General features: G+C 70.2%; 11 protein-coding genes and 4 pseudogenes. 6 read left to right on the top strand and 9 right to left on the bottom strand.

The window, feature by feature from the left end; translation table 11 throughout:
* Positions 1 to 157: 157 nt before the first annotated feature.
* The 6 genes and pseudogenes from C1I99_RS33685 to C1I99_RS03635 all read right to left on the bottom strand — a co-directional run.
* Positions 158 to 232: pseudogene (locus C1I99_RS33685) on the bottom strand (lactate utilization protein C); the annotation flags it as partial.
* A 172-nt stretch (positions 233 to 404) separates the two neighbouring features.
* Positions 405 to 820, bottom strand: a pseudogene (locus tag C1I99_RS03655) (LUD domain-containing protein); the annotation flags it as partial.
* 698 nt (positions 821 to 1518) lie between these two features.
* Complete coding sequence (locus C1I99_RS03650; RefSeq protein ID WP_199561923.1) at positions 1519 to 3990, bottom strand: ATP-binding protein; 2472 nt, start codon at positions 3988 to 3990, stop codon at positions 1519 to 1521.
* Positions 3991 to 4212: 222 nt separating this feature from the next.
* Entirely contained in the window at positions 4213 to 5124 is a 912-nt protein-coding gene (locus C1I99_RS03645; RefSeq protein WP_111132729.1) for an AfsR/SARP family transcriptional regulator, read from the bottom strand.
* 190 nt (positions 5125 to 5314) lie between these two features.
* Positions 5315 to 5626, bottom strand: coding sequence for a hypothetical protein (locus tag C1I99_RS03640; RefSeq protein WP_146603878.1), 312 nt, complete (start codon positions 5624 to 5626; stop codon positions 5315 to 5317).
* Between the two features lie 62 nt (positions 5627 to 5688).
* Positions 5689 to 6207 carry a tetratricopeptide repeat protein gene (locus tag C1I99_RS03635; protein ID WP_111132727.1) on the bottom strand — a complete coding sequence of 173 codons (519 nt, stop codon included), beginning with the start codon at positions 6205 to 6207 and terminating at the stop codon, positions 5689 to 5691.
* Between the two features lie 2 nt (positions 6208 to 6209).
* Here C1I99_RS03635 and C1I99_RS33680 point away from each other — a divergent pair.
* A pseudogene (locus tag C1I99_RS33680) lies at positions 6210 to 6432 on the top strand (D-alanyl-D-alanine carboxypeptidase); the annotation flags it as partial.
* Between the two features lie 438 nt (positions 6433 to 6870).
* Here the strand turns inward: C1I99_RS33680 and C1I99_RS03625 are convergent.
* Entirely contained in the window at positions 6871 to 7338 is a 468-nt protein-coding gene (locus tag C1I99_RS03625) for a MarR family winged helix-turn-helix transcriptional regulator (RefSeq protein WP_111132725.1), read from the bottom strand.
* Between the two features lie 75 nt (positions 7339 to 7413).
* On the opposite strand from C1I99_RS03625, the gene C1I99_RS03620 reads away from it, so the two are divergent.
* The 3 genes from C1I99_RS03620 to C1I99_RS03610 are packed head-to-tail and all read left to right on the top strand — an operon-like array spanning position 7414 to position 9872.
* The gene (locus C1I99_RS03620) at positions 7414 to 8436 is read left to right on the top strand and encodes an NmrA/HSCARG family protein (RefSeq protein ID WP_233512306.1); all 1023 of its coding nucleotides are present in this window, start codon (positions 7414 to 7416) and stop codon (positions 8434 to 8436) included.
* Positions 8437 to 8487: 51 nt separating this feature from the next.
* Complete coding sequence (locus tag C1I99_RS03615; RefSeq protein ID WP_111132724.1) at positions 8488 to 8868, top strand: DoxX family protein; 381 nt, start codon at positions 8488 to 8490, stop codon at positions 8866 to 8868.
* 32 nt (positions 8869 to 8900) lie between these two features.
* Positions 8901 to 9872, top strand: coding sequence for a pirin family protein (locus C1I99_RS03610; RefSeq protein ID WP_111132723.1), 972 nt, complete (start codon positions 8901 to 8903; stop codon positions 9870 to 9872).
* 325 nt (positions 9873 to 10197) lie between these two features.
* Here C1I99_RS03610 and C1I99_RS03605 read toward each other — a convergent pair.
* Positions 10198 to 10470, bottom strand: a pseudogene (locus tag C1I99_RS03605) (transposase); the annotation flags it as partial.
* A gap of 127 nt (positions 10471 to 10597) precedes the next feature.
* Positions 10598 to 11338: an SDR family oxidoreductase gene (locus C1I99_RS03600; RefSeq protein WP_111132721.1), complete on the bottom strand. Its 741-nt coding sequence runs from the start codon at positions 11336 to 11338 to the stop codon at positions 10598 to 10600.
* Positions 11339 to 11471: 133 nt separating this feature from the next.
* Here C1I99_RS03600 and C1I99_RS03595 point away from each other — a divergent pair, with 133 nt between their 5' ends.
* Positions 11472 to 11981, top strand: a complete 510-nt coding sequence (locus C1I99_RS03595; protein WP_111132720.1) for an RrF2 family transcriptional regulator — start codon at positions 11472 to 11474, stop codon at positions 11979 to 11981.
* 420 nt (positions 11982 to 12401) lie between these two features.
* Positions 12402 to 14666 carry a hypothetical protein gene (locus tag C1I99_RS03590; protein WP_111132719.1) on the top strand — a complete coding sequence of 755 codons (2265 nt, stop codon included), beginning with the start codon at positions 12402 to 12404 and terminating at the stop codon, positions 14664 to 14666.
* Positions 14667 to 14774 lie beyond the last annotated feature (108 nt).

Raw genomic sequence — 14774 nt, 5'->3', positions numbered from 1 at the left:
AGTACACGGAACAGCCCTCCGCCCACCTGCGGGGGGCTGTTCCGCATCCGAACCGTGCGCGAGGCCACCGCATAGCGCCCCACGCGGCTGCGCGGGCGGGGCGGGGCGGGGCCAGCCGGGCGAGCGCCTCCGGCACGGTAGCCACCACCTGCTCGGCCCGCACCACGCAGACGTGCAGATCAGGCAGGACACTGAAGAGCCGACGCCCCTGGTCGGGCGAGCCGTCGAGGACGACCATACCGGTCGCCACGACAGCGATCGCGGCGCCGGTGACAACGCCGTCCGCGGCGCCGATCCGGGCGTTGTCTAGACCGTTGTCGGCCAGCGCGCTCACCGCCGGCGGCAGCCACGCCGGTGGCAGTCCCGGCGGTACGACCACGGTGGCCCCCGCCGGCAGAATGCCGGCGACGTGTCGGCGACGGCCGACTCGGGAACGCGGTGCACGTGTGCCCGGTAGTCGGCGGCAGGCCCCGGCCGCGCCGGCAGGCGAGCCGGCTGAGCCGGGCGGCGCGCTGCGCGGCCCCGTACAGCTTCGGCCGGTCCATAGTGTACGCCTCGGCGGCGGGCCGGCGGCGGGACTCATAGCCTCGGCGCGCAGGTACACGAGCAGCTCCGGAATGTTGATCTTCACCGGGCAGGCGTCGACGCAGGCACCGCAGATGGTCTCCGGCAGGGTGAGGCACATCCGCCCGTTGCCCTCGGACTCGACGACGGCGAGGGTGCCGGCCTCCGCGACGGCGAAGTTGGCCCCGGAGACCGCCACTTTCGTGGTGAGGAACGCCTGCCGCAGGTAACGCCGGGCCACGGCGGCGAGCGCCGCCTCACAGGGACTGCAAAACCTTGTCAGAGACTGGTAAATAGGGGTTTCGGGCGACCGCCGGGTCGGGTGCGGAGATCGATGATCGGCCCGTGTGTGGCGTGGTGGCGTGACATGGGGAAGGGCCTTCGGATACGAGCGAAGGTGACTGAACCAGCACGACCGAAGGCCAACCCTGTCTGTATACCTTGTCGCCGGCGTCGCCACACCCGCCACCCCGGCCACCGTCCCAGTGCCAGACGCGCCGGACGACAAGGGTTCGTGTCCGGAAGGTCGCGCACCAACGCGATCAAGGCCCTGGTCCTCGGCGACACAACCTGAAGAACTGGCGCATTTGACCCGCCACCTCGGCCACCGCGACAGCCTCGACACCACCATCCGCGCCGTCGCTGGCCTACTGTCCGACCACCAACACGTCGACCGCGGCAAACCCATCGCCGCTATCACCGCCGGCCCCACGTAGCTCGCGAGTTGGACCTCTAGCCTCTGGCCAACCCCACAACGGACATAATCCCACGAACCATCCTTTCAGCGAGGCCACTCAGCAGGCGCTACTGGGTGAGGACTTCTCAATCCCCCAAGCGGCACTCGTCATCGCCACGCCGCGGAGCTCTTGCGGGCGCACTTCTATCCGCTGTCGCGGATCGCTCGCGTGGCGGCGGCCTCGTCCCGAGCCCGGGCCGCGGCGGTGCGGTCGCCCGCTAACCGATGTGCTTCGGCCAGGGTGTCGAGACCGGTAGCCAGCCAGGTCCGGGAGCCGACCTGCCGCCACAGGCTGACGGCGGATTCAGCGCGGCGGCGGGCCAGCATCGGTCGGCCGGCCATGAGCTGGGCCTCCGCGAGCGCGTACAGGGTGGCCGCTTCCCCCAGACGTTGCCGAACTCGCGGTAGGTCCACAGGCTCCGGGCCAGCAACCGGCGCCCCTCGCCGTGCATGCCCTGGCGCACCAGAGCGTCGCCGAGCCAGCAGTTGGCGTGTGTGGCGGTCAGCCGGTCGCCGAGGTCTTCGCTGATCGCAGCGGCCTGCCGGAAGCAGTCGGCGGCGGCCGCGTAGGCGCCGCGGGCCCGGTGGGTCTGTCCCAGGCAGCGCAACGCCTGGGCCCCACCGGGTCGGTAGCCGGCGGCTCGGCTCATCTGGAGACACTCCTCGAACCGTTTCCTGGCGGCCTCCACCCGCCCCTGCTCTAGGTCGATGACCCCGATGCCGTTGGTGGCGTAGACGAGGCAGTTGATGTTCCCGGCGGCTCGGGCCAGGTCGGCGGCCTGCGTGAAGTGCCGCACCGCCGTGCTGTACTGGCCGAGCAGCCGATGCACGTACGCCAACCCGGCCGTGGCGCTGGCCCGGTAGGCCGGATCCCGATTGTTGGCGAGCTGTAGGGCCTGCTCGAAGTGATGGATCGCCTCCGGGTAACGGTCCAGGATGGTGGTGAGTTCACCGAGGCAGCGGTGCAGCTTGGCGGCGCTGGGGTGGTCGCCGGTGTGCAGCGCGACCTTGAGCGCCCGGCTCTGGAGCCGCTCCCAGTCGTCGAAGTGGCTGCCGACCTGGAAGAACGTCGTCAGCGCGGTGGCCAGCCCGGCGGCGGATGCGACCTCGCCGTCCGCCAGCGCCTGCTCGACGAGGGCGATGAGGAACTGACGCTCGGCGCCGAACCAGGCCACCGGGTCGGCGACGAGCTGGTCGGTGTCCGGCGGCGGGAGCCGCCAGGACACCAGTTCCGTGTGCAGGATGCCCTGGAAGTCGGCGCTGAGGAGGTCCGCGGCAAGGCCGGTGAGGTGCAGGCTCGCGCCGAGCACCCGGCCGTCCGCAACCGCCCTGGTCGGCGGCGAGAGTTCCCGTGCGGCTCGTTCCCGGCCGAGCAGCCGCACCAGGTCGTGCAGCCGGTAGCGGAATCCGGTGGCGTCGACCGGCCCGATCTCCACCAGGTGCACCTCGACCAGGTCGTCGATGACCACTTCCGCGTCGGACAGGCTGACGTCCAGCAGGGCGGCCAGCGCCCACGCGGCGAAGTCCGGTCCGGGCAACAGGCTGAGCATCCGCAGGGCCTGCTGAGCAGTCGGGGTCAAGGCCCGGTAGGTCAGTTCGAGGCTGGCCCGTACGGCGACGTCGCCCACCACCAGTTCGTCCAGCTTGCGCTGCTCGTCGGCGAGCGCCCGGGCGACCTTGGCCAACGGCCAGTGTGGTCGCGCGGCGAGTCGGGCGCCGGCCACCCACACAGCGAGAGGAAGCCCACCGCAGGCAGCCACGATGAACCGGGCGGCGTCGGACTCGGCGGCGGTGCGGTCCCAGCCCAGCATCTCGCAGAGCAGCGCCAATCCCGCGGCGGTGTCCAGGATGCCCAGGGGCAGACGACGAGCGCCCAGGTCCGCCAAGGTGGTCCGGCTGGTGACGATCGCGGCGCACCGTCCGCCGCTGGGCAGCAGGTCGCTGACCTGGCGCGTTGTCGCGGCGTTGTCCAGGATGATGAGCACCGCCCGCTGTGCCAGCAGGGAGCGGTAGAGGTAGATCCGGCTAGTCAGATCGGGGGGCACCGCGCCGCCGCGTACGCCGAGCGCGCGCAGGAACGCGCCCAGGACCGAGCCGGGCTCGGCGGGCTCGTCGCCGAAGCCCTGGAGGTCGACGTAGAGCTGGCCGTCCGGGAACCGGGCGGCGAGCCGGTGCCCGACATGGACCGCCAGGGCCGTCTTGCCGACCCCCGCCGGGCCGCTGATCAGCAACGCCACCGGCCCGGCGGAATCGCCGTCGAGCAGCCGGCGGGCCTCGGCCACTTCGGCATCCCGGCCCACGAACAGAGGCTGGTCCGGTGGCAGCAGACGCGGTGGGACCTGCCGTCCGCGCGGCCCGGCCGGATGCTCGCCGCCAGCCGGAAGGCCCGCCACTGTAGACCCGGCCGGTGGCTCGATGTCCGGTCCGATGGCCGCATCCGGAGCCTGCTCGAACAGGCCCGCGAGCGAGGCGAGGTGGTCGAGCGATGCCAGCGCACGGCGTGCCTCCACCCATTCCCCTACCGCCACCGGGTCACCACCGCATGCCCGGACCAGGGCGGCCACGACCTCCTCGGACGGCAGCGAGGCCCGATTGAGCGCACTCGCGACGGTGCTCGCCGGCAGCTGATCGCCGGCCTTCCGGGCCCGTCGTTCCAAGGCCCGGTACGACAGGCCGGACAAGGATTTCACGGCACGCAGTTGAGCGACGAACTCCACCGCGTTCCGCGTCGCTCTCGGGCGTGGCGGATTCGTCACGTAGAGAATCCTAGCAACGCGGGTACGCCGAATTCCTGCCCGAGTGTGCGGGCGAAGGCAACCTGCGGGCCGCCTCGTATCAGGCTTGACTCGGCCCTATCCGCTCGCCATCGTCTGGCCCGCCGCCAACGGTCTCACCCGCTCCGCAGCCTCACCTCACCGCGCTGTCGGTCTCCCTGCGCCCATCCCGACCAGCACGATCAGGTGGAAGCGGCTCCTTGTGTGACAAAGCCCCATCCTTTGCGCATCTCCTGGCGTACGCGATCCAGTGTCCAGGAATGGGCCGAAATGGCTGCGCGGTTTTGGGCCGCATCCGAGCCGGACCTGCGGATCCCCGCGCAGGATGGCCTCGTACAGCGACATCAGTAGCGGGCTGGGCCGCACGTTGAGATCGCCGGCCAGGTACCCACAGGCGCGCTGGTACGCGTCGATGGCGGCCGCGACGTCACCGCTGCTGCTGCACGCCACCATGAGGAGGCCCCAGGCACGCTCGCGGTACGGCTGGCGGCCGAGGAAGGAATACAGCAGCAGGCAGGCGCGATCCGGCTCGCCGGCCTCGATCAGCAGTTCGGCGCACTCCTCCACAGCGGACTGCCACCGGACCAGCAAAACCTGTGCGTATCCGTACAGGAGCGGACCCTGCGGCACGTCGAGCATCGGCGAATCGCGGTACAGGGCAACGGCGCTCGCCAGGCATTTGATCGCCGTGGCCCGGTCACCACGGCCCCGCGCCCGACGGCCCTCGTCGATTGCGGTCTGAAACTGAAGGGCGTCGAGGCTGCCGCCAATGGCCAGCGACCAACCATCGTGGCCCTGGACGAGATGAGCGCCCAGCTCCATCGCCCACACCCGCAACTCAGACAGATAGTTGCGGAGGTTCGCGGCGGCCGAGGCCGGAGCGGCGTCACCCCACAGTTCGGAATAGACCGTCGCCCGCCGTAGGGTGCGATCTTGTTCGAGCAGCAGCATAGCCAGCAGGGTGCGCACCTTCCCAGTGGGAATGGGCACCATACGTCCCAGCTGCCGCACTTCCATCGGGCCCAGCAAGTTCACCGCCAACTGCTCCACGTGGAGATTGTCGGCGTGCCGGACCCGGATGATCCATTGTCTCGAACGTTCTCGAACAAGCTCGAACAGCGGGGACTCGTGCCCTCGCCCCGCGTACCACACAGTCCGCCGCAGGTACGGTCGATCAGACGTTAGCTCGGGCGGGTGAAGTGACCCCTATCGGCCGGACGCCGATCCAACCGGGCAGCGTTCAGTTCAGCGCGGTTGAAGGCTCCGGCAGGTACATCGCGTCCTTCTGCTTGATGAGGGAGTCGTAGGCGTAGCCCCCCAGCCGGGTACCGCGGAAGGTCCGCACCTTGCCTGCCGACAGGTGTGCGGTGAGAGTCGCCGCCGGGTTCGGCGGCGGGTCCGGGAAACGGACCTGGAGCAATCCAGGCACCGCGCCCGGACCCGAGCCAACAGCCTGGCCTGGCTGACCGCGCACCGCCGGCTGGCCCGCGACTACGAACGCCACCCCCGCCACCTCCGAAGCAATGATCCGCTGGATCGCGATCAACGGCATGGTCCGCCGCCTCACCCGTGGTGGACCCGCACGCCGTCAACAAGCCTGGACCCTCGACGACCTCAAGGCCTGTCCCTTCTCAAATGCCCTCTGAGTGCGGCGAGATATGCTCGGACATCCTCGGCCTCGGGCATGCCGAGTTCGGTGTAGGTGGCGTGGGCCTGTTCGTAGTGGATCCGGGCCAGATCGGGGTCGTCCAGGGCCCGGTAGGTGTGACCGAGGCCGGCATGTGCACGGGCTTGCTGGTGCCGGGCGTCGGACGCGGCGGCGATGGCGAGTGCGTCGGTGTGGTGGGCGAGGGCCTCGGCGGGGCGGCCGATGGCCCGGGCAGCTTCGCCGAGGCCGTTGATCGACAATGCCTGGCCGGTTCGCTCGCTGGTCCTGATGAAGCGGGTGAGCGCTTCCCGGAAGTAGGTGGGGGCCTGTTCCGGCTCGCCGAGGTGGAGGTGGAGGATGCCAAGTGTGTCCAGGGCGTGGGCTTCAGTGATGGGACTGCCCAGTCGTTGGAGGATGGTCAGAGAATGCCGCAGGTGGTCGGCGGCTGGCGCGTAGTGACCCTGCCGCAGCTCGATGTTGCCCACGCGGGGCGCGGGCGATGAACGAGCACGCCCGCCACCTCGGCGCCCTCCAGACGCGCGCGGTGACCCCGTCCGGGCTGGCCGATCCGCGCCAGTTCAACAGCGCGTACGACCTGACGCGGATCGCCCGCGCCTGCTTCGCCGACCCGGCCTTCCGCCGGTACGCGCTCACCGAACGCTCCCCGGATCCCGGCCCAGCGGGCCCTACGCGGCAAGGTCTTCCAGATCCACCCGAACTGCCAGGTCGCCTCGTCGAGCTTGTGGATGGCGAGATGCGCGATGCTGCCCTCGTCTAGCAGTGCGGGGCAGCCGACCCAGTTCTGCGAATCCAGGTGCGGTACACGGTCGCGGTCGGCGGCGAGCAGGGCGTCGGGGTGGGGTTGGCTGGCCAGCCACAGGTGCAGCGAGTCGAACCGGGTCGCGGGTGGTGGGGTGGTGGCCGGCGACCAGGCGTCGACCCGCGGCCCATTCAGGGAGTTGACCAGGGCGGTGAAGTTGAGGCTCGCGGTGACGGGGTCGTCGATGCGCAGGACCACGGCACCAACGCCGGTCGCTGCCGCTGCAAGCCGATCAACACGCGTGCGGCGGCAGCGACCGGCCGTTTGCGCGCGGCTTACCCCGCTGCGTCCCGCCAATCGCCGGGAGCTTGGGACCCGCGCCTGAACGTCATGGTGGCGCCTCGTCCAGTTGTTCGAGGATGCGGTTGGAGATCCGTGCGAGGGTGGCGAGTTCGTCTGGGCTGAGGGCGTCGATGACCAGGCGCCGGACCGTGGCCACATGGTGGGGTGCGGCGGCTTCGATGGTCTTGCGGCCGGCGGGGGTGATGACGACGAAGGCCCGGCGGGCGTCCTCGGCGCACTCTTCCCGGACTACCAGGCCGCGTTTGATCATCCTGGCGATCTGGTGAGACAGGCGGCTTTGCTCCCAGTCCACCGCCCTGCCGAGGTCCTGGAAGCGCAGCCGCCCGGCTGGGACGTCGGTGAGCGCGACGAGGATCTCGAAGTCGGCGCCGGACAGCTTGGCGTGCGCCTGTAGGTCACGCTCCATCCTGGCCCGGAGCTTCTGGTGCAGGCGGACGAAGTTGCGCCAGGCGTGCTGCTCCGCCGGGCTCAGCCACTGAGGTGTCTCGTTCATATGCGACGAGTCTATCAAGTCTCTTGACATGTCATGTACTTCGGTTAGAGTACATGACACATCAACTGACACGTCATGCATCCTCCGGGCAAGGTGCATGACACGCCATCTATCTGGTGTTTGGTCGCCCGGATCAACGAGAAGGAGAAGGCCGTGGCCGAGAAGAAAGTGATCGCGGTGGTCGGCGCCACGGGTGCCCAAGGCGGCGGGCTGGCGAGGGCCATCCTGGCGGATGCCGGTGGCGGGTTCGCGGTCCGTGCGCTGACCCGTCATCCCGACTCGGACGCCGCACGCCAGCTCGCCGCCCTCGGCGCCGAGGTGATCGAGGCCGACATGACAGACCAGTGGAGCATGACGAAGGCGTTTGACGGGGCGTACGGGGCGTTCCTGGTGACCAACTTCTGGAAGCACATGTCACCGGAGCAGGAGAAGCGGGATGCGGCGACGATGGCGCGGGCGGCCAGGACAGCCGGCTTGAGCCATGTGATTTGGTCGACGCTGGATGACACCCGTGAGCACATCCCGCTCGACGACGAGCGCATGCCGACGCTGGAGGGGCGCTACAAGGTGCCGCACTTCGACGCCAAGGCCGAGGCCAACCAGTACTTCACGGATGCCGGGGTGCCGACCACCTTCCTGCAAACCACGTTCTACTGGGAGAACCTCCTCGGCCCGATGGCGCCGAAACGGGCCGAAGACGGCCGGCTCGTGCTGGCCCTGCCGATGGCCGACAGCCGGCTCGCCGGCATCGCGGCCGAAGACATCGGCAAGACCGCCTACGGCATCTTCCGACGCGGCCGTGACCTCGTCGGCCGGACCGTGCCCATCGCCGGTGAGCACCTAACCGGCACGCAGATGGCCGAGCAGCTTGGCGCGGCCCTGGGCGAAGAGGTGAGCTACGTGCCGGTGCCCTTCGACGCGGTACGGGCGCAACCGTTCCCCGGCGCGGTGGAAACGGGCAACATGTTCCAGTTCTACGCACAGGTGCCGCGGTTCACCGCGGTTCGTGACCTCAACGTCGTCCGCGACCTGAACGCGGAACTGCAGACGTTCGCGCAGTGGCTGGCCGCGCACCAGGACGCGTTCGCCAACGCCTGACCGTGGCCCAGCGCCTTATTCCACGTACCTGACCCCTGATTGGTGACACTCATGAACGTCGCTCTATGGACTGTGGCTGCACTGCTTGCCGTGGTCTTCCTGGCCGCTGGCGGCGCGAAGCTGGCCCAGCCGAAGGCGAAGCTCGCCGCTTCGCCGAACATGGCGTGGACCGAGGACTTCTCCCCGGGCATGCTCAAGACGATCGGCGCCCTGGAGGTGCTGGCCGCGGTCGGGTTGATCCTGCCCGCCGCCCTGGACATCGTCCCCATCCTCGTGCCGCTGGCCGCCGTGGGCCTAGTGCTGCTGATGGTCGGTGCGGCGACAACCCACGCCAAACGCAACGAGTCCCGCGCGATCGTGACGAACGTCGTGCTGATCATCCTAGCTGGCGTGGTGGCCTGGGGCCGCTTCGGCCCATACCCCTTCAGCTAATCACCAGCAGCGCCCGGACAAGGAGGAACGCCATGCCCGCCATCACCGTGGAGGACGTCCTCGTCCTGCCCCGCCTGCCCACGCTCGACCCGACCGCGACCCGGTTCCGCGCGGTGCACCGGCTGACCACCGCACCGCGCGGCCACGAGGGCGAGGGATTCCCCGTGCGCCGCGGCTTCGCCGGCGTGCCAATCTCCGAACTGGACCCGTTCGTCCATTTCGACCACATCGGTGAAGTCGACCTGGGTCCGGGTGAGCCGAAGGGCACACCGTGGCATCCGCACCGCGGCTTCGAGACCGTCACCTACGTCATCGACGGCATCGTGGACCACCAGGACTCCAACGGCGGCGGTGGGCGGATCACCAACGGCGACACCCAGTGGATGACCGCCGGCGCGGGGATCCTGCACATCGAGACGCCGCCGGAGAGCCTGGTGATGAGCGGCGGCGTGGTCCACGGCACCCAACTGTGGGTCAACCTGCCCCGGGCAAAGAAGCTGACCCCGCCCCGGTATCAGGACATCCGCGGCACGCAGGCGACGCTGCTGACCACCCCGGACGGCGGCGCACTGATCCGGGCCATCGCCGGCGACGTCGCCGGGCACGCCGGGCCAGGCGTTACGCACACGCCGATCACCCTCGCACATATCACGGTCGAGCCCGGCGCCCAGGTCGACCTGCCCTGGCACCCTAGATACAACGCGCTGGTCTACGCCCTGGCCGGCGCCGGCACCGTCGGCACCGAAACCAGGACCATCCAGCTCGGTCAACTCGCCGTGTTCGGTGACGGCGACGCGCTGCGCGTGGCCGCCAACCCGCGCCAGGACCCGCGTACCCCGAAGCTGGAACTGTTCGTCATGGGCGGGCAGCCGATCCGCGAACCCGTCGCCCACTACGGTCCGTTCGTCATGAACACCCGCGACGAACTGATCCAAGCCTTCGAGGACTACCAGGCCGGCCGGCTCGGCGTCATCCCCGCCACCCGGCTGCCGCACACCGGATAGCCGGCCACCCGCAAGCCCGCACACCAACCATCACCGCGGGCAACCTCCGCACCACCCGGTCGAGGCACCTCGCTTGCGGTGGCAGGGAAAGAAAGGAAAGCGCCATGAGCACAAGAAGACCGGACTCGACGCGCTGTTGACGCCGAAGGACAGCAACTGCTCAACACCCCCGCCCCCACCACCCCTGGCGCCGGCGCATGACCGCGCCAGCCCAGTCCACCACTACGAGGCGGATCAGCAGCCAGTGGCTGTGCCCGGCGATGGCAGCAGGCAGGGAGGCTATCGCCCAGTCGTAGAGTCACGGCCCTTTGGCACCGTCGCCGCAGCGGAACTTGGAGTCCTGCCCGTATGCCTCGTCCGCGGTGGCCCACCTCGCCGGCAGACCCGCAGTGATGGCGCGTTCGACCATCCGCAGACCAAGCGTGGGCTTCGTGGCGAACCCGACGCTCGCCGCGATGCCGGCCTCCTCTCGGCGGGCGGGCTCGTCGCACCACCCGCGAGGCAGATACCACTCCCGGTCGATCAGGGTGCGCCCCGCCGGGTTGGCGTAGGCCAGGAACACCCCGAGCTGGCAGTTCTCCGTCCGCCCGGCCGCGCCGACACGTGTTCACCGCACGCAGGCCGCATGGTGTCCGACACGGGGACTTTCGCCAGGCTGTGCGCAGCAACTCCGCGGCCGGCTACCACCCGATGGACGTCATCCACCGGAGGGCCGAGCACCCAGGTCAGCGGGCCGACTGGACCCAGTCCTGGTAGTGCGTGGGTGCCAGGTGTGCGTCCGGGCCCGCAATGAGTACGTCGCCGGTGACGGCTGCGAACAAGCCGGCCCCGTCGTCGGTGACGACGGCCCGGTCGTCATGCTGCGCGGCCAGGGTGATTCTGCCGAGCTCGTCGAGGGCGAACACGTCCGGGCCGGCGACGTTGTGGATGCCGTTCAGCGGCGCTGCGGTGGAGACCTCGACGACCGCGTTGACGACGTCCGCGGCGGCCATCGGCTGAACACGGGTAGCGGGCAGGCGAACCGTCTTGTCGTCGGAGGTCCAGGAGATGATCGCGTTCACGAACTCGAAAAACTGGGTGGCACGCACGATGGAGTACGGCGTGGGCCCCTGCCGGAGCAGGTCTTCCTGCAGGGTCTTGGCCCGGTAGTAGTCGAGCTGGGGCACCTGGTCCACACCGACGATCGAGAGGATCACCTGGTGACGGACGCCGGCACGCTCCCCCGCGGCCAGCAGGTTGGTCATGGTGGTGCGGAAGAAGTCCAGGGAGGCCTCGTCGAAGGTCGGCGAGTTCGCCACGTTGACGACGACGTCGGCGCCCGCCAGCGCCTGGTCCAGGCCATCTCCCGTGAGCAGGTCGACGCCGGTCGACGGCGCGGCGGGGACGGCTTCGTGTCCGGCTGCGGTCAGCTTCTGGACCACCTGCGAGCCGATCAGTCCGGTACCACCGATGACTGTGAGCTTCATGGCTCTCACCTTTCCACGGCGCGCCGCGCGGCACGCCAACTCTGTCGAGGACACGGCCCCGAACTCGGATACTCTCTGTCCGAGATAGTAACCGGATAGACTTTGTCCGAGTCAAGCGGGGGGGGGAGGTCGTATGAAGCTCTCAGGTGGGGTCGAGTGGGCACTGCACTGCTGCGTGGTGCTGACCACGGCGACGGAACCGGTGCCGGCTGCCCGGCTCGCGGAGCTGCATGACGTCTCCGGCAGTTATCTGGCCAAACAGCTGCAGGCACTCTCCCGCGCCGGCCTCGTGACCTCTGTCCAAGGCAAGGCGGGCGGATATGTCCTGACCAGGGCGCCCGAGCTGATCACCGTCCTCGACGTCGTCGCAGCCGTCGGCGGCGCTCAGCCCGCGTTCGTGTGCACCGAGATCCGTCAGCGCGGCCCCCTGGCGACACCGCAGGAGGCCTGCACACGGCCGTGCCCCATCGCTCGCGCTATGGCCGGCGCCGATGCCGCCTGGCGTGCCGCCCTGCAAGCGATATCCATCGCGGACCTCGCCAGGAGTGTCGATGAGGACTACGGCCCGACTGCGCTCGCCGGCATCCGCGGCTGGCTGAGCGGGCCGAACGACGGCGATACCGTGATTGTCGATCGAGGATAGACGCGCGAGGCGATGTCGGCCTCCGCCTGAGACCGACGGCGAGCACGAACGGCTGCGGGCAGCCGCCGGGAGGCGCAGAAGCGGACGTCGGGCACCTACCCGTCCGGGGTAGAGCAACTAAGGCCTCGTCAGGCAGCCTTGAACGGGTATCCGGGTGGCGGATCTTGGAGGAGGCAGAGGCGCTGGTCGGGCCAGCGGCGGTGCAGGGTCTTGAAGAAGGCCGGGAACTCGCGCCGCGGGCAAGGCAAGCGCCAGGGTTACCGTCGCCGGCGGGCACGGTGGTCGTGCCGGGCGGCACCGGTCCCGCCTCCCAGGGTTGGACCCGGTCGGGTGGGGTAGACCCGTCTGCCACGCGGGTGGCGGGGACCGTCCTCGGCCACGCCACGCGCGGTGGGGCTACCGAGATGTCTCGGAGGATCCATGTCGGCTGGATCAGCGGGAGTACGCGGGCCGGCGACGCCGGACGACGTGGTGGAGTTGCGGGTGCACGGGGTCTCCGCCGCAGGCGCCAGCCAGGTGCTGGACCGGCCACACGTGCAGCAGGTCGCGGGGGATCGCAGCGCGGGCTTCTACCGGCCCCGACCCGACTGTCCGCACGCCAGCCGCGCGGGCGGGGTGACCCTGGAGGCGTACCGGTGGAGTGACCTGCCCTCCGGCACCGCGGTTCGGACCCTGTCGCTGGTGTTCCTGCTACCGTTCATGCTGCTGAACGTGGCGGTCTGGATGCGCCCGGGAGACCCGGCCTCCGATGCGGTGGTCAGATCTCTGTGCCGGGTGCTGGGCCTCACCTTGACCGTGCTGTACGTGCTCGCCGCCGTCGGGGTCGCGCTGGACCTGGTCGCCTGGCAGTGCATGTCGTCCTCGGCCTGTCTGTCGGGCCGTAGCTGGCTGTCCTGGCTGGGTGAACGCCCCACCGGGTTCCGGCTGACGGTGCTCGCGCTGGTCCCGGCCGCCGCCATCTGCCTGATCTGGTGGGCCAGCACGCGCCCGGGACGGGCGTTCACCGCGTTTCGCCCGCCGGAAAGCACAATGTCCGGGCACCCGCTCAGCACGGTCGGCCAGTGGGACGCCGAGCCGCTGGTGGGACGGCTGCGCTCGATCCACGTCGCCACGGCGTTCGCGACACTGGACGGCAGCCTGCTCGCCGCCCGGGCCGCGCAGGGCGCCCCGGCCACCACCATCGTGTTGGCGGTGGCAACGGGGGCGGTCCTGGCCACCTGTGTGACCCTGCTCTGCACTCCCCCGCTAATCGACCGGGCCCCCGCGAACCGGCGGCTCGACAGTGCCGCCCGCGCGCTGCGGACGATCGCCATCGGTCTCACCATCGTGGTCGCCGCCCACGTCCTGGCCACCCCTACGCGTTGGCACGAAGGGGGTGGCCTGCCCGGCTACGGCCCGACCCTTACCTGCCTGTTCGTCGCTCACGCCGGGCTGCTGGCCGCCCTGGCATTCGTACTGCTGTGGCGCCGCAGCCGACAGCCGGACCACCCGCCGCTACACGGGCTGGGCGCGCTGGCGGCCGCAGCCGCGGCCGCAGGTATCGCGGTGGCGTTCTCCGCCGAACTCGTCCGCCGGGTGGCCGACTTCCTGGACCGCACCGCATCAACCGGGCTGGTCCCCCGACCACCGGGGGCGTACACCTGGGCGATCTACGGCTTTTTCCGGGCGGTGCTGATCACGCTGGTCGTCGCCGGCCTGGTGACCCTGATCTCCCGACGCGGCCGCTCCCGCGCGGCGGCCGCGATCGTCGCGCGCGACTTCCCGGACCCGCCGACGGAGGCCGCGCCCCGGCTGCGGCAGGTGCAGCAGGCGATTGTCCGGGCCCGGTTCACCGAACGGCTGTTACCGCTGGCCGTGCTCTACGCCAGCCTCGCCGGAGTCGGCGCGGCAAACACCGCACTGGACCTGCTGGGACTGTATCCAGGCGACGCCATCGAGCGGTACGCGCGGGTGCCGGCCGACCTGGTCAACTTCGGCATCGGGATGGGCAGCTACCTGATCGCGGCGACCATTCTCGGTCTGGTCGTCGGCGGTATCTTCGCCTACCGGACCGCCGGGTTCCGACGCCGCATCGGCGTTCTCTGGGACCTGGCCACCTTCTGGCCTCGCGCCGCTCACCCCTTCGCGCCGCCCTGCTACGCCGAACGGGCCGTGCCGGAGCTGGCACGGCGCATCACCTACCTGGTCGAAAGCGGCAACGCCGTCCTGATCGCCGGGTACAGCCACGGCTCGGTCCTGGTCGCCGCCACCGTCCTCCAACTGCCACCCCAGGTCAGCGGCCGGGTCGCCCTGCTCACCTACGGCTCACCCCTGCGCCGGCTCTACGCCCGACTCTTCCCCGCCTACATCGACGACGACATGCTGCACGAGGTGGGTGGCCGGGTCGGCTGGCGATGGTTGAACCTGTGGCGCGACACCGACCCCATCGGCGGATGGATCTTCTCCGCCCACCGGCCAGACGCGCCACCCACCGTCACCGGCCCGACGGCAACGGTGGACCGCCGGCTCCGAGACCCCGACGACGTGGTCACGCCACCCAGCGACAGCGTCCCGCCACCGATCAAGGGACACTGGCCCTGCGAGTCCGGCGAGCCGTACACCGAGGCGGCGCGGAATCTGGTCGAGCGCCTCTGCAAGCCAATGGACCCACGGCCTCGTCCGGCCGACCCACCGGCCGGACATTAAATTCGACGCCTCGGCCTCCCCGATCAGGCCCGGCTCCTGACGCCGTTCCGGCCGCCGCACCCATTTTCCTCGCTCCAGGACGGCCGCGCCGGCCACGGGGATTCTTCA

This window comes from Micromonospora deserti (genome assembly GCF_003236335.1).
GTDB lineage: Bacteria > Actinomycetota > Actinomycetes > Mycobacteriales > Micromonosporaceae > Micromonospora > Micromonospora deserti.
The sequence above is the reverse complement of the archived record's forward strand: the minus strand, read 5'-3'. Positions and strand labels throughout refer to the sequence as shown.